Annotated in this window: 15 protein-coding genes and 1 pseudogene; 5 read left to right on the forward strand and 11 right to left on the reverse strand. The window is 57.4% G+C overall.

Features of this window, described 5'->3' with window-relative positions; translation table 11 throughout:
- The first annotated feature begins 88 nt into the window (after window positions 1-88).
- Window positions 89-1,822, forward strand: coding sequence for an RNA polymerase factor sigma-54 (rpoN, locus tag ACID345_RS08525; protein WP_011522465.1), 1,734 nt, complete (start codon window positions 89-91; stop codon window positions 1,820-1,822).
- Between the two features lie 91 nt (window positions 1,823-1,913).
- Here the strand turns inward: rpoN and ACID345_RS08530 are convergent, their stop codons facing one another.
- The 6 genes from ACID345_RS08530 to ACID345_RS08555 form a co-directional block, all read right to left on the reverse strand.
- Window positions 1,914-3,323 (reverse strand): phytoene desaturase family protein, encoded by a 1,410-nt coding sequence (locus ACID345_RS08530; protein WP_148210053.1) that lies wholly within the window; start codon window positions 3,321-3,323, stop codon window positions 1,914-1,916.
- Window positions 3,320-4,948, reverse strand: a complete 1,629-nt coding sequence (locus ACID345_RS08535; RefSeq protein WP_011522467.1) for a lipase maturation factor family protein — start codon at window positions 4,946-4,948, stop codon at window positions 3,320-3,322. Before ACID345_RS08535 ends, ACID345_RS08530 begins: the two co-directional genes overlap by 4 nt.
- Window positions 4,949-5,887: 939 nt before the next feature.
- Window positions 5,888-7,153 (reverse strand): DUF6602 domain-containing protein, encoded by a 1,266-nt coding sequence (locus ACID345_RS08540; protein ID WP_011522468.1) that lies wholly within the window; start codon window positions 7,151-7,153, stop codon window positions 5,888-5,890.
- A 1-nt stretch (window position 7,154) separates the two neighbouring features.
- Entirely contained in the window at window positions 7,155-8,447 is a 1,293-nt protein-coding gene (locus ACID345_RS08545) for an ATP-binding protein (RefSeq protein ID WP_011522469.1), read from the reverse strand.
- Window positions 8,448-8,477: 30 nt separating this feature from the next.
- Window positions 8,478-8,831 carry a hypothetical protein gene (locus tag ACID345_RS08550; RefSeq protein ID WP_148210054.1) on the reverse strand — a complete coding sequence of 118 codons (354 nt, stop codon included), beginning with the start codon at window positions 8,829-8,831 and terminating at the stop codon, window positions 8,478-8,480.
- Between the two features lie 209 nt (window positions 8,832-9,040).
- A complete protein-coding gene (locus ACID345_RS08555; RefSeq protein WP_228370753.1) occupies window positions 9,041-10,453 on the reverse strand; it encodes a right-handed parallel beta-helix repeat-containing protein in 1,413 nt (470 codons plus the stop codon).
- Between the two features lie 510 nt (window positions 10,454-10,963).
- Here ACID345_RS08555 and ACID345_RS08560 point away from each other — a divergent pair.
- Window positions 10,964-11,440 carry a VOC family protein gene (locus tag ACID345_RS08560; RefSeq protein WP_011522472.1) on the forward strand — a complete coding sequence of 159 codons (477 nt, stop codon included), beginning with the start codon at window positions 10,964-10,966 and terminating at the stop codon, window positions 11,438-11,440.
- Window positions 11,441-11,508: 68 nt separating this feature from the next.
- On the opposite strand, the gene ACID345_RS08565 is transcribed toward ACID345_RS08560, so the two are convergent.
- Window positions 11,509-11,853 carry a hypothetical protein gene (locus tag ACID345_RS08565; protein WP_041855555.1) on the reverse strand — a complete coding sequence of 115 codons (345 nt, stop codon included), beginning with the start codon at window positions 11,851-11,853 and terminating at the stop codon, window positions 11,509-11,511.
- Window positions 11,854-12,073: 220 nt separating this feature from the next.
- On the opposite strand from ACID345_RS08565, the gene hpf reads away from it, so the two are divergent.
- Together hpf and ACID345_RS08575 are read left to right on the forward strand one after the other, a co-directional pair.
- A complete protein-coding gene (gene hpf / locus ACID345_RS08570; protein ID WP_011522473.1) occupies window positions 12,074-12,670 on the forward strand; it encodes a ribosome hibernation-promoting factor, HPF/YfiA family in 597 nt (198 codons plus the stop codon).
- A 64-nt stretch (window positions 12,671-12,734) separates the two neighbouring features.
- The gene (locus tag ACID345_RS08575; protein ID WP_011522474.1) at window positions 12,735-13,235 is read left to right on the forward strand and encodes a DinB family protein; all 501 of its coding nucleotides are present in this window, start codon (window positions 12,735-12,737) and stop codon (window positions 13,233-13,235) included.
- A gap of 46 nt (window positions 13,236-13,281) precedes the next feature.
- Here the strand turns inward: ACID345_RS08575 and ACID345_RS25305 are convergent, their stop codons facing one another.
- Window positions 13,282-15,996 carry a methyl-accepting chemotaxis protein gene (locus ACID345_RS25305; RefSeq protein WP_011522475.1) on the reverse strand — a complete coding sequence of 905 codons (2,715 nt, stop codon included), beginning with the start codon at window positions 15,994-15,996 and terminating at the stop codon, window positions 13,282-13,284.
- 698 nt (window positions 15,997-16,694) lie between these two features.
- Here ACID345_RS25305 and ACID345_RS08585 point away from each other — a divergent pair.
- Window positions 16,695-17,528, forward strand: coding sequence for a manganese catalase family protein (locus ACID345_RS08585; protein ID WP_011522476.1), 834 nt, complete (start codon window positions 16,695-16,697; stop codon window positions 17,526-17,528).
- 39 nt (window positions 17,529-17,567) lie between these two features.
- Here the strand turns inward: ACID345_RS08585 and modA are convergent, their stop codons facing one another.
- The 3 genes and pseudogenes from modA to ACID345_RS08600 all read right to left on the reverse strand — a co-directional run bounded on the left by modA (window position 17,568) and on the right by ACID345_RS08600 (window position 19,283).
- On the reverse strand, window positions 17,568-18,317 hold the full coding sequence (gene modA / locus ACID345_RS08590) for a molybdate ABC transporter substrate-binding protein (RefSeq protein WP_011522477.1): 750 nt from the start codon (window positions 18,315-18,317) through the stop codon (window positions 17,568-17,570).
- Window positions 18,318-18,533: 216 nt separating this feature from the next.
- A pseudogene (locus ACID345_RS08595) lies at window positions 18,534-18,917 on the reverse strand (deiodinase-like protein); the annotation flags it as partial.
- Between the two features lie 12 nt (window positions 18,918-18,929).
- A complete protein-coding gene (locus tag ACID345_RS08600; RefSeq protein WP_011522479.1) occupies window positions 18,930-19,283 on the reverse strand; it encodes a hypothetical protein in 354 nt (117 codons plus the stop codon).
- Window positions 19,284-19,347: the final 64 nt, after the last annotated feature.

The raw sequence follows: 19,347 nt of genomic DNA on the forward strand, positions 1-19,347 counted from the left end.
TTCACGTTAAAAGCATTCCGAAAGTAACTTATGTGCAAAATAAAACGCCCGCTCTGGTTTAAAATCAATTCATCGGGTTTGTGCGTTTATGGTGCTTCTCCAGCCTAGACTGAATCTCAAAGTGTCTCAGAAACAGATCCTCACCCCGGGTCTGGTTCAGATGGTCAGCGTCCTTGCGCTCAATAAAATGGAGCTCAAGGAGATGATCAATGAGGAGATGATTGAAAACCCGGTCCTCGAAGAACTCGACGAAAATGTACCCCTCATAGACGACATCTCCGCCAAGGAAGAACAACGCGACCGCGATTCTTCCCTGGCCACCGCTGAAGAAGCCCCCGCCACTCCTGAAGCCAAGGACCCATTTGAAGAAATCGACTTCGGCTCCTTCTTCCAGGAATACCTCGATCCGGGTTACCGCAGTTCGAGCGAAATCGAAGACGTAGAACGTCCTTCCTTCGAAAACTTCCTCTCCAAGCCAACCACCCTCACCGACCACCTCATGTGGCAGCTTGGCTCCATGCATTTGAAGGACGACGTTCTCGCCGCTGCCGAACTCATCATCGGCAACCTCAACGATGAGGGCTATCTCACCGCCAGCGAAGACGAACTCCTCGGCATCTCCACCGAAGAAGCCGGTGCCGAACCTTCCAGCGAGAGTGCGAAAGCCGTCTCCACTGATGTTGACCAGCAGATTTCCGCCCTCGAGATGGCGGGCTTCGAAGCTGGAGAAAATATCGAAGTCACTGAAGAGTCGGATTCCCATTCCGAGATCGACGGCGGCAACACTGCCGTTCAGGTTGAAACCGCCGTCGAACCGCCGCGGCCTACTCTGGTCCCCCCGCGTACCGCGCCAGCCGCCGTTCCGTTCTGTCGCGACGCCCTTCGTGAAGCGATCCATATCATCCAGAATCTCGATCCCGTTGGGGTTGCGACGCAAGACCTCCGCGAGTGCCTGCTGATCCAGCTTCGCTACTTCGAAGGCCTGCCCCACAAGAACGGCAACGGCCACATCGCGCAAGCAATTGACGACGGCATACGCATGGTCAGCGATCACATGCACGAACTCCAGAACAAGCAGTACAAGGAGATCTCGAAAGCACTCGGCCGTCCCATCGAATCGATCACTGCAGCGTTAGATTTCATCCGCACCCTCGACCCCAAGCCCGGCCTCCGCTACAACAAGCAGGAGACGCGTCTCATCGAGCCCGATGTCGCCTTCGTCAAACAAGGTGACGAATACATCGTCGTCATGAACGACGAAGAAATCCCGCAGCTCCGCGTCAATCCCGGCTACAAGCGCCTCCTCAATCGCGACGCCGCCGAGAAAGACGTTCGCAACTACGTCAAAGAGCGCTACAAGTCAGCCATCCAGCTCATCAAGAACATCGAGCAGCGTAAACAAACGATCCTCAAAGTCTGCTACTCGATCATCAATCGCCAGCGCGACTTCCTCGACCACGGCATTGACCAGCTCAAGCCGATGATGATCAAAGAAGTCGCCGAAGAAATTGGCGTGCATCCTTCAACCGTCAGCCGAGCCGTCGCCAACAAATACGTTCACACCTCGCAAGGTGTCTACGAACTCCGCTACTTCTTCAGTGAAAGCGTGAATGGTCCGGAAGGCGGTGCGACATCACTGCTCATCCTCAAGCGCCGCGTAAAGAAGCTAATCGAAGAAGAAGACCCGGCCCGCCCGCTAACCGACGAGCAAATCACCCGCATCCTGCAATCCCAGGGAATTCAAGTCACGCGCCGCACCGTCGCCAAATACCGCGAAGACATGCGAATTCCCAGCACCCACCAGCGCCGCGTCAAAAGCTAGCTCTCAACAAACCTATTTCAATTTCTGTCATCCTGAGCGGAGTCGCGCGCAGCGCTGCGCAGTCGAAGGACCGCTATCCTGACCGTGACGCTCATCGCGAAAACTTCTTCACCGCTATCGTCGCCGCATGGAACCCGCACATCCCATGCACCCCGCCCCCCGGCGGAGTAGAAGAAGAGCACAAATAAACATCCTGCAGCGGCGTCGAATACCCTCTCCACGACGGCCGAAAGAACGTCTGCTTCCAATCCGGAATCCCTCCCACAATATCGCCACCGACAAGGTTCGCGTCTTGCTTCTCCAAATCCGCCGGTGCCCACACTCTTCGTGCCAATACGCAATCCCGAAATCCCGGCGCGAAGCGTTCAATCTGCGCTTCCAGTCGCGGCAACATATCGAAGGTCGATCCATTCGGCACATGACAATACGCCCACGCGATGTGCTTCCCATCCGGCGCGCGCGAAGCATCAAACAACGTCGGCTGCGACAGCAGCACAAATGGCCGTTCCGCATGTTGACCACCGCGAGTAGCTTTTTCGGACGCCTCAATCTCCTCCAGCGTCCCGCCGATATGAACAGTCCCCGCCCGCGCACACTCCTTCACCTTCCACGGCACTGGCGACGACAACGCATAATCCACCTTAAACACTCCCGGCCCATACCGATACCGCTGCAAGCTTCGTGTATAGGCAGCAGGGAACTGCGTCATCCCCAGCAACTGCCGCGGCGTCACATCGCACATCGCGAAGCGATATTCGCCAAGAGCCCGCAGTTCCTCCACACGATGCGAAGTCACCACCCTCCCGCCCAGCGATTCCAGATACCCAATCAGCGCCTGCGTAATCGCCCCCGCGCCCCCGCGCGGAATCGGCCAGCCCACCGCGTGCGCCGTAATACCCAGCACCATCGCAATCCCCGCGCTCATCGGCTCATCGAGGGAAAGAAACGAATGTGCAGCCATCCCCGCAAACAGCGCTCGTGTGCGCTCCTCTCGAAATTTATTCCGCGCCAGCGCACTCGCCGACGCCAGCGCCCGCATCCCAAACTCCGCCATCATCACCGGATGCCCCGGCACCCGCAGCGCCGGTCGCAGAATCTCGCCCGCAAGCTCACTCCACCGCCGCGCGTAGGTTCCAAACAGATTCCGCCACGCCCCCCCATCTCGCCCGAGTGCCAGCGCCGCCTCGCCGATATCGCGCTCCAGCACGACAGCCGTTCCATCGTCTAGGGGATGCGCTAACGGAGCCCCCGGCTGAATCCACTCCAGCCCGTAGTCGTGGAGCGGGAGGGTGGTGAAGAAGGGGGAGCCTGCCGCCATGGGATGCACTGCCGAACCGAAGTCGTGGTGGAAGCCTGGCAGCGTCAGTTCCATCGTGCGCGCCGCGCCGCCGGCTATCTCCTCCGCCTCGTACACCTCAACGGAATATCCCGCCTGCGCCGCGACGATCGCCGCCGAAAGCCCATTCGGTCCCGCACCCACCACGACCACGCGTCCGCTCACGGCTCGCGGCTCTCTACTACTGGCTCACGGACGAACCGCGGACGGCCATCCTCGCCTAGCTCTACTGTCGGTGCGTAGAGGCCGAGGAACTCCCGTCGCCACCAGTTGCCCGTCGTGCGCTTCTCGTCCATCGTGGTGAACCAATACTGCCACAGCACGGCGCGCACCTGCCTCGGCGGCGCCGACGCGAACGGGTTCCCCGCGAACAGCCCGAGCACATCGCGCTGGTTGCGCAGCAGTTGCACCTCGGCGTTAGGGACGATCGGCGCGTTCCGCCAGTTATCCAGCGACGCGAACCACAGGTTCCAGTCGAACCGCGGCTGATACGGCGCATACACCTTCGGAGCCTCGTTCAGCGCCTGCGGCTTGTACCTAAACGGATACGCCGTCCAGTGCTCGCCATCCATCGAGCCCTGGAACTCGATCTCGTACCGCCCGCGCGTCATCACCGCGAACAAGCCATACTGGTTGGCGATCCGGAACGGCTCCAGCACCGCGACAGGCTCGGTCGGAACCGGCGCTCCACGCCACAACAGCAGCAGCAGTTCCGCGGCCGTCGCATAGAATACCCAAGTCAGCATCACCGTCGCGACAGCCAACCGAGCCGCGCGCCAATGCCGACCCAGAAACTCCAACTCTCTGTGCCTCTGCGCCTCTGTGGTGAATACGATGTCCTTCCGCCGAAACACCGACAGCACGAACCGATCATCCACCAGCAAGATCCCCAGCGACAGCACCAGGTAGTTCAGGAAGGCATAGTTCGCGGTCGCGATCACCATCACTTCCCACGAGCACACGATGGCGAACAGCACAATGCGGAAGCGCCGCGGCAGCAGGATCATCCAGATCAGCCCGAGTTCCATCACCAGCGTCGCGCCCGTGGCGAACGCGTGCAACGTGTGCGGCAGGTGCTGGATGTACCAGCCGATCCACGTTGGCAGCGGACCGTTCTGGTAGTACTCATCCATGGCGGTGAAGTTGCGCCACTGCACATCGCCGCTGGCGAGCTTCACAATGCCACTCTCGAAGTAGATGCGCAGCCATTCCCACTGCAGCAGGAACAGCGAAGCGCGCGAGGGTGGATGCGACGCAGCCAATCCCGGCCGCCATCCCGGAGGCGCAAAAAAAAGGCAGATGAATCCTGCCTCCAGCAGCATGCCGTCAGATTGATAGGAAGAAAAATCGCCTGCCGCCCCCACGAAGGAAAGAAAGCAGAGGAAGCAGAGGACCAGCATCCCCCGGGGCCACAGGTTCAGCAGCAGGAGCAGGGAAGCGATCAGCCCCACCCAGCACAGCGCGTAGATGAACCCGGTGCTGGTCGAGATCCAGTACAGCGTCGGCGCATACCAGAAGCGCGTGATCCCCGGCGCGCCCTCGGCAATCACCCGCAGGTAGGTGCGTGCCGGCAGGATGCCATCGACGCCGATCAGGCCCTTCACCTGGAACACCAGCGAGTAGAACGCCGAGAAGTAGATCAGGCCGAGGCAGCGCAGAAAAATCCAGCGTGGCCACAGCCGGTCGCGCGCGCCGTGTTCGGAAGAAAAGAGGACGCGGACCCAGTTCCGCCAGAAGGGCAGTTCGTCCTCGCGCTGCCTCTCGTCGTCGCCGCTGAGCAGGGATTCCATCTGCCGCCGTTAGATGAAGCAGAGGAAGAATACGCTCTGTGCGCGGTAGCGGTACCCCCCTCCCCCCTGTCTAGTGTTTTCAGCAACTTAGACTATGCAATGTCCGCAAATTCCTCTTTCTAAAGATAGTTAGAGGTAAATTCCTCTCGGCGTAGGAGTTAGGTGCGATTTTCGAGGGTTCTCTGCGCGTTATCGGACATTGAACCTAAAACCTAAAACCTAAAACCTAAAACCCAAAATCTTTCACCACGAAGGACACGAAGGTTGACGAAGGGTTTCAAAGATCGAAATCGAGCCCGGGGGCTGGACGACGCTGGTTTGGAAAGAGCAAAAAGTGGTGCGGTGGCAATGAGCCATCTGCGCACGATATCGCGGTGGAAGGGAAGAGGCTGTGATGGCGGACACGGGTGCGGGTGATCAGAGAAAAATCTTTCAACACGAAGGACACTAAGTACACGAAGGTTTTTGGGGATCATGGGTGAACCACCCGCCCTCTCGGCCCAGCCGACGATACTGTCTCAGTCTCCAGTGCGATGTCCTGTCATCCTGAGCGGAGTCGCAAAGCGACGGAGTCGAAGGACCCCTATCGCACATGAAAATGCGTAAGCCTGGTCCGTGCCCCTTCAATCGCCGCCCCCATTCAAACTCGGAATCAACCTTCGTGATCCTTCGTGCCCTCCGTGGTAAACGCTTTTTTCTTTGCTTTTTTCCGGGGAAAAATGCTGAAAAATTGCGTTGGAGAGCACGTTTTTTCGAGTTTGGGACTGAATATTTGGGGATTTCAGGGGAATTTCTTGGGGCGCGATCGCGGGGTTGGTCTCGCTCTCGAAGGCTCGGATGCGCCTTCGACGCGTCTTGTTAGACCCACCCTAACTCGCCAAACGAGGCGAGCTAGGATGGGGCACCCGAATAGATGAGACGGTGGCGTGCGCCACCCGCCTAACGAGAGTTGTCAAAGAACCTCTTCCGCAGCCAAGCGGTCAATCTGCCAGTGTCGTTTTCGCCTACGTAGGCTTGACCGTCTGGAGCGAAGACACATTGCGCTTGATTGGTCAAAAGCACTATCTGATCCCCGTCAAAACCAATGATTCTCCGATCAAGAAGTAATTGGAACTCCGCTTTCTCTTCCGCCGTCTGTCCCATGAACTCTTCGGTTCTAGGTAGCTTCTCGCGTTGGCAGAGTAAATTGAATACATAAAACCCGTATTCCGAAACGGCCACGGGCTCCCAATAGCCTGGTTCCGGAAGATCGCTCTTCTTCGACAAGTCTGGCGAGTGCGTCCAGTATTCCCATCCGCTGACATCCCCTTTGCGAACGGCCTTGCCAGACAAAACCGGCGACAGCTGAGACAAAGTCAGGTCCGACATGAACCACTCCGGCATCGAGAATCTGTGGGACAACTTCGTCCAAATGAACTCAAGAAGAAAGTACAGTGGATTTTGATTCGACGATGCGTAGATCAGCCATCTCTCGCCATCCATGGGGGCGGTGAATGGCATCCCAATCAGTTTCACAAGGCTGATTTTTCCGCAGATTATCAGGCTTGGAAGGCTGCTACCGCCGAATCCTCTCTGCTTAGAATGCGCTTCGATGAAATCGAAGAAGGCCTCGCGGAGCGATCCCTCGGACGCAAACCCTCTATAGCCAAAAATGATTCTAAGAGGGGATATTTGTTCAACAACCAGCGTTCTATAAAGCATCTCTAGATGGAATGGGAGTTTCGCCGCGTCCGCGTGGCGAGGGGATTCAAGGCCGGTTGTGAGCCTGTACGCCTGAAGCGCGGGTCCGATGTCAATTTGATCCCCATGAGTTGCCGAGAAGTCGGTCCAATGCAGTTCGAGTAGATTTCTGAGCTGATCATATGCAGTCGCAAATTGATCAGAGAAGAGAGTTTTCTTCACCTCTATAACAGCTAGAACGTCTTTCACTTTCCAGACATAGGCGTCGGTGTAGGGAAGCTTTCGACCGCTTCCGGACACAATCATGCAATCGAGTTGCCCTGACATGGCTCCGGAGGCGGTTTCTGCAAATCCGGAGACCACGCGCAAATCAGCGCCCTTCGGTAAGGTCCTTTGGAGGATCGTGGACGTGAGCCCCTCATACATATCTCCGATTGTCGACGTGTGTTTAATCCCTTGCGCGTCGATTCGGGCGATCTCGGCCTCGCGGAGCCTGTTCAACAGGTCGGCAATGTTAGTGATCATCTTAGAACCAAGAGTTGTCGGCTTTGCGCTGTTCGAACCATTTTGGGTCAGGGAGTCGGTTACTGGCACCCGCTCGAATCACCACTACATTTCGATGAGTGCTCACCACCTCGGTGGACTTCCCGACCGAAAGCGCAATCACCCAATCCCCTGAAAGGCAGATTTCGTTGGCTTGCACTTCCACAACCGGTCGTGTGTTCTCGATGATGAGTTTTCTCAGTTTCTTGGAGATGTCCTTCGCACACTCTGAGGGAACGCGTTTGGAACTCACGCCACGCAGTTTCGGAGTTCCTGAAAATTCGCCGTTATCTTCAACGCCGATGTAGATCGTTCCTCCCTGCGTATTAGCGAACGCAATGGTCGTATGAAGCACTCTCGTCTTCATTTCGGTGTTTCCGTCAGGGTTAAAAAACGCCTTCATCTCCCGTATCTCGCTTTCGCCGGCGGCGATGTCGGCTCTTACCAGCTGTTCCAAGCTGAGTGTTGCTGTTTTTTCCCCGACGAAAGTATACGGAGACCGCAATTCGAAGCTATGCGCGACATTCCCATCATCGCGGATTAGGTATGCCGTAATTCTCGTGGTTCGTTTCGGAACGGCGGACGTAAAGTCTCGCCCGAGCGAGGAATGTGATTGAGATTCGATGACGGAGGCGCCCGTCCAAAACAAAATATCCAATTGATAACGCGGCTGCAGCCCTTCATGAAATCTTATTCGGAGCTCGCCAGGAATCCATTCGGCGGAAGCGATGAGCGGTTTCGTCGGAAGGCTCACCACCAGCCTGCCTTCGTGGAGAATCCCACCTGTTCGTGATTTCAATTGATGCACGAATCGCGCTGACGCATCCTCGATACTGGCATACGGTGGTCGCCCTATCGCCATGAGTGTTCCTCGGGTCTGATGGTAGTAGCGATTATTAAGATCGAAGTGATACGCGAAGCGCGGAGAGGAAATGTCCGAATTGAGATCGGTATCCGGTTGTGACTGGCTGAACGCCAACGATAGTGGGATCTCTGTACCAAATAACGAGAAGTTATCCGTGAGCATCCGCACCAAGAAATCGCGCCACATCTCGACGTCAGAAACCACTGAGATGAGCGTCGCATCGTTGTACTTATGTATCTCCGGATCGGATACGCGAAAGCTGTTTTCGCTGAAGGTTAGCGATCCCGTTACGAACTTGTTCGGATTCTCTAGGAGAACACGTAGGTTTAGAGAGCGATAACCATTGGCAGTGATTCCTACTGACAATTCATCTAGAACACTCTGGAGTGATTGCGCCAATGTCGAGGCCATAGCCCTCCTCCGAGGTGATTGAAAGGTCGATTATTTGCGGGCGACCGGTAATTGGGCCGCTGGCTCGGTCGCCATCATTTCAAGTTCAGCATCAAGAGCCTTTGCCGTCTCTTTGCAGAAGTGGCGGAACTTCTCATCCCACATACTTTGCAGCTTTCTTAGCTGCTTAGCTGTGACGACTTGGCGAATGGCAGGAACCCAAGAGCTCCCGTTTCTTCTCCGCTCAACGATGACTCTAATATCGCAATCTTCCCTCGAGCAACCTCCAACATTAAATCCGGTTCCATCGGATGGGAAATCGACCTGTCCTATCTGCACTCCGTGGATCGGGCAGGTGAAGTTCTCAATACGCCGAATTTGATCCTCGCGGGATTGTTTTGCCATATCGTCCTCCAATATCGCAATTCTCACAGAGTCTATGAAATGTGAGAAGGGGGTGGCGCTGGTAACAGGGGGTCCGATTTGACTGAGGTCTTGATCGAAGTGGGGCATTTGCTCGGGCGGGCGACCCACTTGGGGATTCTCAACCTCACCAAAGGAATGTGGGGATTTCGGGGAAGTTTTGCGGCGCGATCGTCGGGTTTGGGCGTTCCCTAATTCTGACAGCTGCCATTGAGTTCCTGCCCGAGACCTTGAAAATCGGTCCAATACTTGCCGCTGAGCCAGCGCCAATGAACTCCCGCGCAGTTCGGAGTCACGTAGATGTTGTTGTCGAATGCGTTTTGCGTGGCGGCTGCAGTGCCGGTATCGTCCGCGAAACCCGTGGTTCCCGCGCTTCCGTGATACACCACCACGTTGAAGTGCACCGTGTTGTTCGACGCTACTCGCGGGCCGTAGGCCCCGGTACCGCGGTTCTGGTTGATGACAGCAATCCCGTTTCCGTAGCCGGGCGCGACTTCCACCTGGTTGAGATAGACCTCGACGTTCGAGGAATTCTGAATGGTGATCTGCGCCCCCCACATCCAGTTGTTCTTGCCGTAACCGTTCTCTTTGACAAGGTTGTTACGAATCGTGGCGTCGTAACTGACCTCGTGAACGATGCCAGTGACCGAATTGTGGATGACGCGGTTGTTCTCATAAACCGTGTGGATGTTGTCCGTGTCCGTCCATAACCCGGGGCCCTCATTGTCGTGAACGTCATTGCTGTCCACTTCCAGGTTCGAGGTGGCCCAGAACTTCGAGCCTCCGGCTTCCCAGTTGGGGTCGAAGTGCGCATAGTTGTTCCACGCGATCTCGTTGTTCCGAACCAGGCAGTCCGGGCCGCTCATCGCTACCCCGAGTTGGCCGTTATGATGGATCTTCGAGTTCTGCAGGGTTGATCGCGGGCCGAGTTCCACGCCGGCACCGTGGTTCCATCGCACTTCGACATTGTCGAGTGTCCAACCGCTGCCGCTGCGGTCCCCGCCGATCGCTCCTTTTTGCGCCTCGTTGGCATACTTCTCGACGACAAGATTGGCAATTCGTACTCCCTTGGCGCTTCCGTAGAAGGCGTAGTTCCTGGTCGCAAGTTCGACGAACAGGGCTGCATGCACCGAGGACGATTGCGCGCGCACAAAAAATATCTGGTGGGTGTTGCGGTCGAAATAAAACGATCGGGGAGTGAGAAAGATCAAATAGGGCGCGGGCGCCATGAGCACGCCGCGCACGAACAAGTCCTGCGTATAGCCGCATAAGGGCGCGACGGACTGGCATTGTCCATATTGGACACGGTTCGGAGTTGCTCTTACCTTCCAGAGCGACTGACCGGTATAGGTCGTCGCGGGCTCCGCCGGAAGAACCTGCGATCCATTGAGGACCACAAGTCCCTCTCCCTGGAAGCTGTCGTTGTCCTTGGGGCGTATGCTCTGCAATCGGTACTCGCCGGCCGACAGCACGAACGACGTTCCTGCCGGATTGGCGTTGACCGCAGCCTGAATGTCGTCACCCGGCGAAAGATGAATGACGTCGGATGCGGTACGGCGAGACCCAAAAAGGTGCGGCGCATTGAAGAGAAAACTTGAGAGCACGAAGACAACCAGGGCGAATCGATATTGCCGCATGATGCCAGTGCATAAAGGCAACAGGCATACCGGGCGCGATTAGACTTCTCTTGGAATCAGGGGCGGGAAATGCGCTTGGGAATTCTCGGGAACCGCGAATTCCATGACTAGATTGCCTATTGCTGAGTCAGTAAACAAAATCTTTCACTTTTCCTGTACCACCTTTGCGGCAAATCGGCTGAGTTGAACATTTTTTAGGCTGCAGGGTCGCGTTTTCGCGCGTTTGGGGAAAAAAACACGGGGCTGGATTGTTGACAAAAAACGTCATACCGCCGCAAATCATCAATAAATAAGCACTTGGAAAAACATGTTAACTAACTTCTAACTTCGGGTTTTACGGTAAGTTTTCCTCGTTTCATCCCGTTAATTTGGTAAAACGAAACCCCGAATTGCCGGAAAACGTGAGGGATTCATCCCTCCATCCCATCCGCAACTCTGCCTTGTTTTACGATAGCCATCTTGTAAAAGGAGAACTTAATGATCGCAAAAAATACCATCTGCCTGTGGTACGACAAAGACGCCCTCGACGCCGCGCAGTTCTATGCCGCAACTTTTCCGGACAGCGCCGTGACCGCTGTTCATAAGGCTCCGGGCGATTATCCGAGCGGCAAGGCAGGCGATGTGCTGACCGTGCAGTTCACCGTGCTGGGGATCCCGTGCCTCGGTTTGAATGGCGGCCCGATGATGAAACATAGCGAGGCGTTCTCATTCCAGGTGTCGACCGAGGACCAGGCGGAGACCGACCGCTACTGGAATGCGATCGTAGGCAACGGCGGCCAGGAAAGCGAATGCGGCTGGTGCAAAGACAAGTGGGGCCTGTCGTGGCAGATCACGCCTCGGGTGCTCATGGAGGCGCTGGCGGCGGGAGGCGCGGAGTCGCAACGCGCGTTTGCCGCGATGATGGGGATGCGGAAGATTGATGTCGCGGCGATTGAGAAGGCGCGGAAGGGGTAGCGTTTTTGCGAGCGATATGGGTCCTTCGACTGCGTCGCTTCGCGACTTCGCTCAGGATGACAGGGGGCTTAGGCCAGGGTCCTGAGGGCGTGGGCGGCGGCGGAGGGGATGGGGGCTGCGCTTAACGTGTAGGCTTCGGCGGCTGTAGTGGCGATGGTGGTTAGGTCGTCGAGGAGTTTGTGGGCGCCGGAGTGGTGGGCATGGTGAGTGTGGGTGTGCTGCTGCGTGGGGGAAGGGCTCGTCGCGGTGGTGGCTGGGGTGGCGGCGGTGGCGGCATCCGGAGACGTGGGGGTGGGCAGGAGTTCGGCGAAATTTCCGGGCGTGCTTAGGGTGCTGGCGGTTGCCGACGGGAATGGCTGCATCGAGTTCAATATCTGGGCGCGATAGAGATCGGGGGTGATTCCGCTGATCATTTTGGGCCTCCGTGTGGGAGGGGAGGCACGAAGGTTGCCACGAAAGATTAGGGGAATCGAATCTGGGATTTTCCTGATTTGCCGGAATGTAACTGACCTGTGAGAAATTCCTGTTGCCCGAGGTGGTAAGCGGGCGTCAAATAAGCGTGCCGGCTGGGCATTTTGCAATAGTTTTGCGCCCGCCGTGCGCTAGACGCGGTACGAAACAAGGAGGGGAGCAATGAACGTAGAAGTCATTGGCAGACAGTACAACATCACTCCCGCCGTTCGTAAGGAGGTGGAATCGGGCCTCGAAAAGCTCACCAAGATTTTGGGTGAGAGTTTCAAAAGCAAGGTCATTCTTTCGGTCGAGAAACATCGCAACCTCGCGGAAATTACGATCAAGCGCCGCGCCCAGGATCTGGTGGGGCTGGGGGAGTCCACCGACATGCGGACGGCGATCGGCGAAGCGTTGGAGCATATTGAGAAGCAGGCACTGAAACACAACAATCGCCGGAGGAACATTAAGCGCAAGGGCAAAGCGGATTGGAAGGAGACGTCGGAGGGCGAGCAGGCGCTGACTATCGCCGTGGGATCGACGGCGACAACCGCGGTGCCGGTGATGGTGCACAAGTTTCCGTCGGTTACACGGACGACGGAGGCACACCTTACGCGCTCGCAGGACGCTGTCGCGCTGCGGCCGATGACCGTGGAAGAAGCGGTGAAGGAATGTGAATTCCGCGATCGCGAAGTGTTTGTGTTTCGCGATAAAAAGGGAAGAGTGAATGTTCTGCATCGTCGGAAAGACGGGAAGATGGAATTGATTGAAGCTCCTTAACTCCTTGGAAATTTTGGACAGGTCGGGACACGATGAGTGTCCCGATTTGTTTGGGGAAATTTTGATGAATGCACAAGTTTCGGAACCCTGGTTGCGCGGAACGCTGACCGATGTTGCCGCGGTCCAGCGCGCCGTGCTGCACGCGCTCGAGCTCGCCGGTGAAGACCTGCATCGCTGGTGCGACTCGCTGACGGACGAAGAGGTGAACCGAGCGCACGGGAAGATTGCTTCGGTGGCGTTCCAGTTGCGCCACATTGTGGGGAGCATCGACCGGCTGCTGACTTACGCGGAAGAGAAACAGTTGTCGGCAGAACAACTCGAGTATCTAAAAGCAGAAGATCAGCAGGGCGGAAACACCGCAACGCTGATGGCGATGCTCGACAGGAGTCTTGCCGAGGCAGCGGGACGCATTCGCGCGTTCTCGCCGACGGAACTGGAATCACCGCGGGTGGTTGGGAAGAAGCAACTGCCGGCTACGCTTGGAGGTTTGCTGGTCCACGTCGCCGACCACACGCAGCGCCACGTAGGGCAGGCGATTGTGACTGCGAAGCTAGCGCGCGGGTAATAAAAACGCCCGGCGAAGTTCTCGCCGGGCAGAGATGCAGAGGCGGCTACTGGATCATGGACGTCGCGGGCATGCGGTCGGCGCGCGACGATACGGCGAGCGAGCGCGAGTTCTGTTCGCCGTCATACTTGAAGCGCGAGACCAGCTTCTTGAGCTCGACTGCCATCCGCTCGAGAGACTTCGCGGACTTCTGGGTTTCGGCTGCGCCCGTGGTCGTGACGCGAGCTGCTTCGGCCACGCCGGTGACGTTGCGGGTGATGTCCACATTGCCCTTGGCGGCTTCGGCGAGGTTGCGGCTGATCTCGTTGCTGGTGACGCTTTGCTCTTCGACAGCGCTGGCGATGGTGGTCTGGATGTCGGAGATCTGGTTGATGACAGCGCCGATCTCGGCGATGGCCGAGACTGCGCCAGTGGTGTCGGTTTGGATGGCTTCGATCTTGCGACCGATGTCTTCGGTGGCTTTGGCTGTCTCCTTGGCGAGTTCCTTGACTTCGTTGGCGACCACTGCGAAGCCCTTGCCGGCTTCTCCGGCGCGTGCGGCTTCGATGGTGGCGTTAAGGGCGAGCAGGTTGGTCTGCTGGGCGATCGAGGTGATGACCTTGATGACCTGGCCGATCTCGGCGCTGCTCTGGCCGAGCTTACCGATGTTCTGGTTGGTGGCTTCTGCGGTCTGCACCGCGGAGTTGGCGACGCGGGTGGCTTCGGCGGTGTTCTTGGCGATCTCCTTGATGGAAGCGCCCATCTGGTCGGCGCCGCTGGCGACGGTCTGCACGTTGCGGCTGACCTGCTCGCTCGCTGCGGAGACGACATTGGCTTGCGTAGCGGTCTCGTCGGCGCTCGCGGTCATCTGCTGGCTAACGTTGTTGAGCATGGTCGCGGCTTCGAGCAGGGCCTCAGTGGTACGGCCAATGTCCATCATGGCGCCGCGGAAGGCTGCGGCGGATTTGGCGAAGGCGTCGGAGATGACTTCGTACGTCTTGCGCGCTTCGTCGGTATCGGCATCGCTGGCATCGGTAACCATGAGCGCATTCAAGTTTCCCTGCGCTAGTTCCTTCAGGGCGTCGGAGAGCTTCTGCGCCTGACGCGCGCGATAGTCTCCGACTTTGTCCGCCTTCCGCATAGTGGTCTTGATCAGGCTTTCGTCGTCCATGAGTTCGAAAGCGCCGATGGTGCGGCCATTGCCGTCCTTCAAGGGAACGGCGCAGCAGGTGAAGTCGTACTGTTTGCCCTGGATGCGGGCCTGGGTTTCGATCCTGGTGAGGCCATCGATCTTCATGGCCTGCGCGCAGGTACACTTCTCGGTTCCGCAGGCGCTGGTGTTGTAGCTGCAGCGCGAGCCAATTGCGCTTTCGGCGCTCTTGCCCATCAATTCGAGGCCGGCCTTGTTCATGTACTGGACCTTGAACTGGCTGTCGATGAACTGGATGGGTTTAGGGATGGCGTCGAACTTGCCGACGATAGTGTCGAGGGTGTAGTTGACGCCCTGGACGATCTTGCGGAAGTCGCCTTGATGCCGGGTGGCATCGGCACGGGTGCCGAGCCGTCCCTGGATGGCGGCATCGGAGAGCGTGTTGGTGTCGGCGATGAGGCTCTTGAGGTTTGCGCGAACTTGTTCGATGGTGTCGTTGATGAAGGCTTTCTTGCCGGGGAATCTCTCGAGGGGGGCTTCGAAGTTGCCGCGACCGAATTCGGCAAGGCAGGCCATCGCCTTCTTCTTGACGACGATGTGGCCGGCGACCATGTTGTTGATGCCGCTGGCGACCATCTGATAAGCACCCTGGAATTTGGCGGCATTGATAGCGGCGTCGATGTCTCCAGCGTCGTGGGCGCTGGACATGGTGGACATCTCCTGCATGAGGCCGTTGAGCGTATCGACGAGTGACTGCAAGCTCTTGGCGAGGACGTCCTTGTCGGACGCGGGCTTGATTTGAAGCTGCAGATCGCCCTGGGCGATATGCTGGGCGGCTTGAGCGCGATCTTTGATGGTGGCGGCCAAGGCTGCGATGGATTGCGCGAGTTTGCCAAGCTCATCGTTGGTATTGGCCTTGATGTCGACTTCGACATCGCCAGCGGCAAGTTTCGTCGCGGTGGCCTGAAGTTCGCGTACCGGGCCCACAATCAGCCGTGTCAGGAACCATCCTAAAGCGATAGCGGCGAACACGCCGAAGACCATGAATCCGACGATTTGCTGAGTCGCGGAAGCCGCGAGTGCGCTATTTTCTTTTTCGCGCTTCTCGCCAATCTCCACGTTGATATCAACGAGCTTCTGGTAGGCATCGACTGCTTCGGCTGCGGCAGCGCGGGTGCGACCATTGAGGACCTTTTCCGCATCATGGTCCTTGCCATCCATTGCTAGATCAAGAGCGGGAGCGGTGGTTTGGAGATACTCCGCAAGGAGCGCCTGCAACTGGGTGGCGATTGGTTTCTCAGCCGGAGACAGGTCCGTCGCAAGATATTTCGACAGGTGATCGTTGGAGGCCTGGAGATCCGCTTTGAACGAGTCGTACTCGCGCCGGCGTTCTTCCCTGGATTCCACGGAGAGTACAGAGCGCGAGCGGATGCGCGCGTCGAGAAAGGAGCCACGGCTGGCGGCCAGTTCGCGTACCGGAACAAAGGCGTTGGCATACATTTCATGGCTGCCGGAATTTACCCGGTTGGTACTGCTAAGGCCGACGTAGCCAATGATGGCTGCAATACCTGCTACTAGAAGAAAGCTGAGGAGCAGCTTGCTCGAGAGCTTGAGATTGTAAAACCAATTCATGACTTCTCCTTCACTTGCCTTGAGGAGGCTCGCGCTGGGGAGTCCATCGGCAGGGAGGGAGAACTCTGAAGGGAGAAATCGGGTGCGGGGGATGAAAAATTGCTAATCGTCTGGCAGTTTCGGCAGCGCTGAAGCGCTGCCCTGATACGAAGCACACATCGTTGCGGCGGATACCGGCCCTTGTGGTATTCGAGAGGAACAGCAGATTCTTCGTCGGGCTCGCGCCCTCCTCTGAATGACAAGAGAGAGAGGATGGAGGCGAAGAGGGTTGGAGGCTCACGCGAGGGTGAGGCTCCGGATTTCTATGGTGTGGGTTCGGCAGCGCTGAAGCGCTGCCCTGATACGAACCACACATTGTTACAGCGGATTCGACCCTTGCGGTATTCGAGAGGAACAGCAGATTCTTCGTCGGGCTGGGCCCTCCTCTGAATGACAAGAGAGAGAGGAGGGATACGAAGAGGATTTGGAGGCTTACGCGATGCAGGGTGAGGCTCCGGATTTTTATAGCTTGGTTTCGGCAGCGCTGAAGCGCTGCCCTGAAACAGGACAAGATTCGAGGATTTCGTGTCAGCTCGCGATTGATGCGGGTAGACAGCCAACGTGGCGGGGAGGATCAGACTCCTACGATCAGCGAATCAATCCAGCACGATCAGCGATCCACAAACAAGCTCGAGCACTTTCGAGGTGAGGAGTTTCTGATGTACCACCACGTGAAAAAATTGATGTATACGGTCCACGTCGATGCGCCTGACCCACGCTTCGGCAACATGCTGTTGGAACAATTTGGCGGGGCGAACGGAGAACTCGCTGCGGCGATGCAGTACTCGATTCAAGGCTGGAACTGCGAGGACATGGCGCGCAAAGACATGTTGCTCGATATTGGAACGGAAGAACTCAGCCACCTGGAAGTGGTCGGGAACCTGATCCGGATGCACTTGCGACCGATGAAGACGGAGCGAACGGCGGCTGAAGCGGATCCGCTGGTCGCGATTGCCGGGGGAGGCGGAGTGTGTTTAAACAATTCGATCGGTGCGCCCTGGACAGCAGACTACCTGAAGATTACAGGCGATCTCGCGGTTGACCTTCGCAGTAACATCGCTGCCGAAGCGCGAGCAAAGATTGTGTATGAGCGGCTGATCGGGTTCACGGATGACGCCGGTACGAAGCAGGCGCTGCAGTTCCTGATGACCCGCGAGATCACCCACATGAGAGCCTTCAGCGCTGCACTGGAGAGCATGGAGAAACCGCCGTTCTCGATCGGGACGATTGCGCCGACTCCGCACCTCGTAGATCAGTATGTAAACGCTTCGACGGGGACAGGTGACGACGGCGAAACCGACCATGTTGGACCCTGGAACCAGAGTCACGGGTTGCAAATCGTCGGCCCAGATAATGGAAATGCTCTTGATGTGCGTGCTTACGATCCGATTCCGGGGACAGAGAAGACTTCGAGAGTGGATTCAACACCGGTGGGCGATCGCAAGATCCTGAAGCACGACGCTAGCAAGAGCAATCGGGAGAAGGTTGCTTAACGATGAACTCACCACGAGCGGCCCCATGTGGGCCGCTTATTAATTGGTGGAAAAACCGAACTGCTGTAAAAGCTGCTTGGAGTCGGTTGACGTAAGGAACGTGACAAAGCGCTTTGCGCAGTCAGCATTTCTCGAGTTCTTCATCGCGACCGCAGCCTGGCGGATGGGTGGATAGTCGGGGGTTGGGATCTCGACGTAGTTTCCAGCGGACTTCATCGAGGCAGTGAGCGCCAGGGAGAGCGGGATGAGTCCGGCGTCTGCGTTGCCGCTTTGTGCGAAGACTGCAGTCTGCGAGACATTCTCTCCGAATACCAGCTTGGCGGAAATTTTGTCGTAGACGCCGGCAGTATTCAGCGCAGCGATGGCGGCACGGCCATAGGGTGCGTGTTGCGGGTTCGCGATTGCGATTCTCTTGACGGTGGTTGCGGTGAGCGCCTTCAGTCCCTTGGAGAGATCGAGGTGAGATTCTTTTCGCGCCCAGAGCACGAGCTTGCCGGACGCGTATTCCGTCAGTGTGCCGGGGAGGGTTAATCCCGCGTCCTGGAGTTTCTGCGGGTACTGCTTGTCCGCAGAAAGGAAGACATCGAAGGGGGCGGCGCTCTGAAGCTGCTGATAGAAATTGCCGGACGATCCGAAGGAGACGATTGTCTTGCACGAAGAGCTCGCGTCAAATTTCTTTGCGAGATCCGGCATGACAGACGAAAGGTCGGAGGCTGCGGCGACGCGAATCTCCTGGGCGCAGGCAGAAATGGTGGCCGCGAGCAGTAAGGTGAAGAAGACATATTTCACGATTTAAGGATAGCGCAGAGATCGTGGAATGGATTGGGAGTCGCAGGGGCTAAAGCCCCTGATTATTCAGGGAGTCCAGGTCGGCAGCGCTGAAGCGCTGCCCTGATACAAAGCGATGCAGTTGATGCGAAGCGATGCAGTTGATGCGAAGCGATGCGGTTGATGCGAAGCGGTGCACTGATGCGAAGCGATGCGGCTGATGCGAAGCGCCGATCTTTAGCCGGTTGGAGGCAAGCTTTTGAGCGCTTTTTCCAAATCGTCTGGATGGAAACCGAACGGTCCGGGCCTGCTCTTGTAAGCGATTTTGCCGTCGCGATCGATGAGGTAGAGACGGTCAGGCCATCCGGTGTAGGCCTTCTCGGTCGTATTGTCGATGCCGTCTAAGACGGCAGGAAACTTGATGCCAAGCTTGCGGACGCAGCTTCCGGCAACGGAGGCGCGTTCTTCGAGCGTCTTTGGGCTGGCGAAGAGCACGTTGTCTTTTACGTTGCTCTGCATCTGCCAAACGTCGGTGGGGTGCGCTTCAAGAATGTAGACGGCGTAGAAGGCGACCTTGCCGGAATAGCTTTCCGCGAGCTTGTTGAGGGCGGGAACCTCCCGCCGGAAGGGCGGTCAGGTGTAGCTGCCGAAGACGAGGACAACGGGTTGTTTACCGCGGAAGCTGGAGAGTTGCACGCGTCCGCTCTTGTCGTAGGCTTCGAGGTCGAAATCGGGTGCATGGCTTCCGACTTCGAGTGTGCCGTGACGCGCGCGTCCCCACATGGTTTCGAAGGGGAAGAGGAAGTATGCGGGCATGGGCATGCGTTTCATCACGCTGCCGAAAACTTCCGGTGACTGGTGCATGGCCCAGTTGATGTAGCAAACGAAACCAATCCAGGCGACGAACACAACGGACGCGATCGTCAGCCACATGCGGCGGCGGCTCTTCTTCGCTTGCTTCGGAACTGCAACTTCGGTTTCGCTCATTCCGGATTACTCTGACCTTTGCTTTTCCAGCACTAACAAATTGCCAGCACTTCGCGACAACATA

This window comes from Candidatus Koribacter versatilis Ellin345 (assembly GCF_000014005.1).
GTDB lineage: Bacteria > Acidobacteriota > Terriglobia > Terriglobales > Acidobacteriaceae > Korobacter > Korobacter versatilis_A.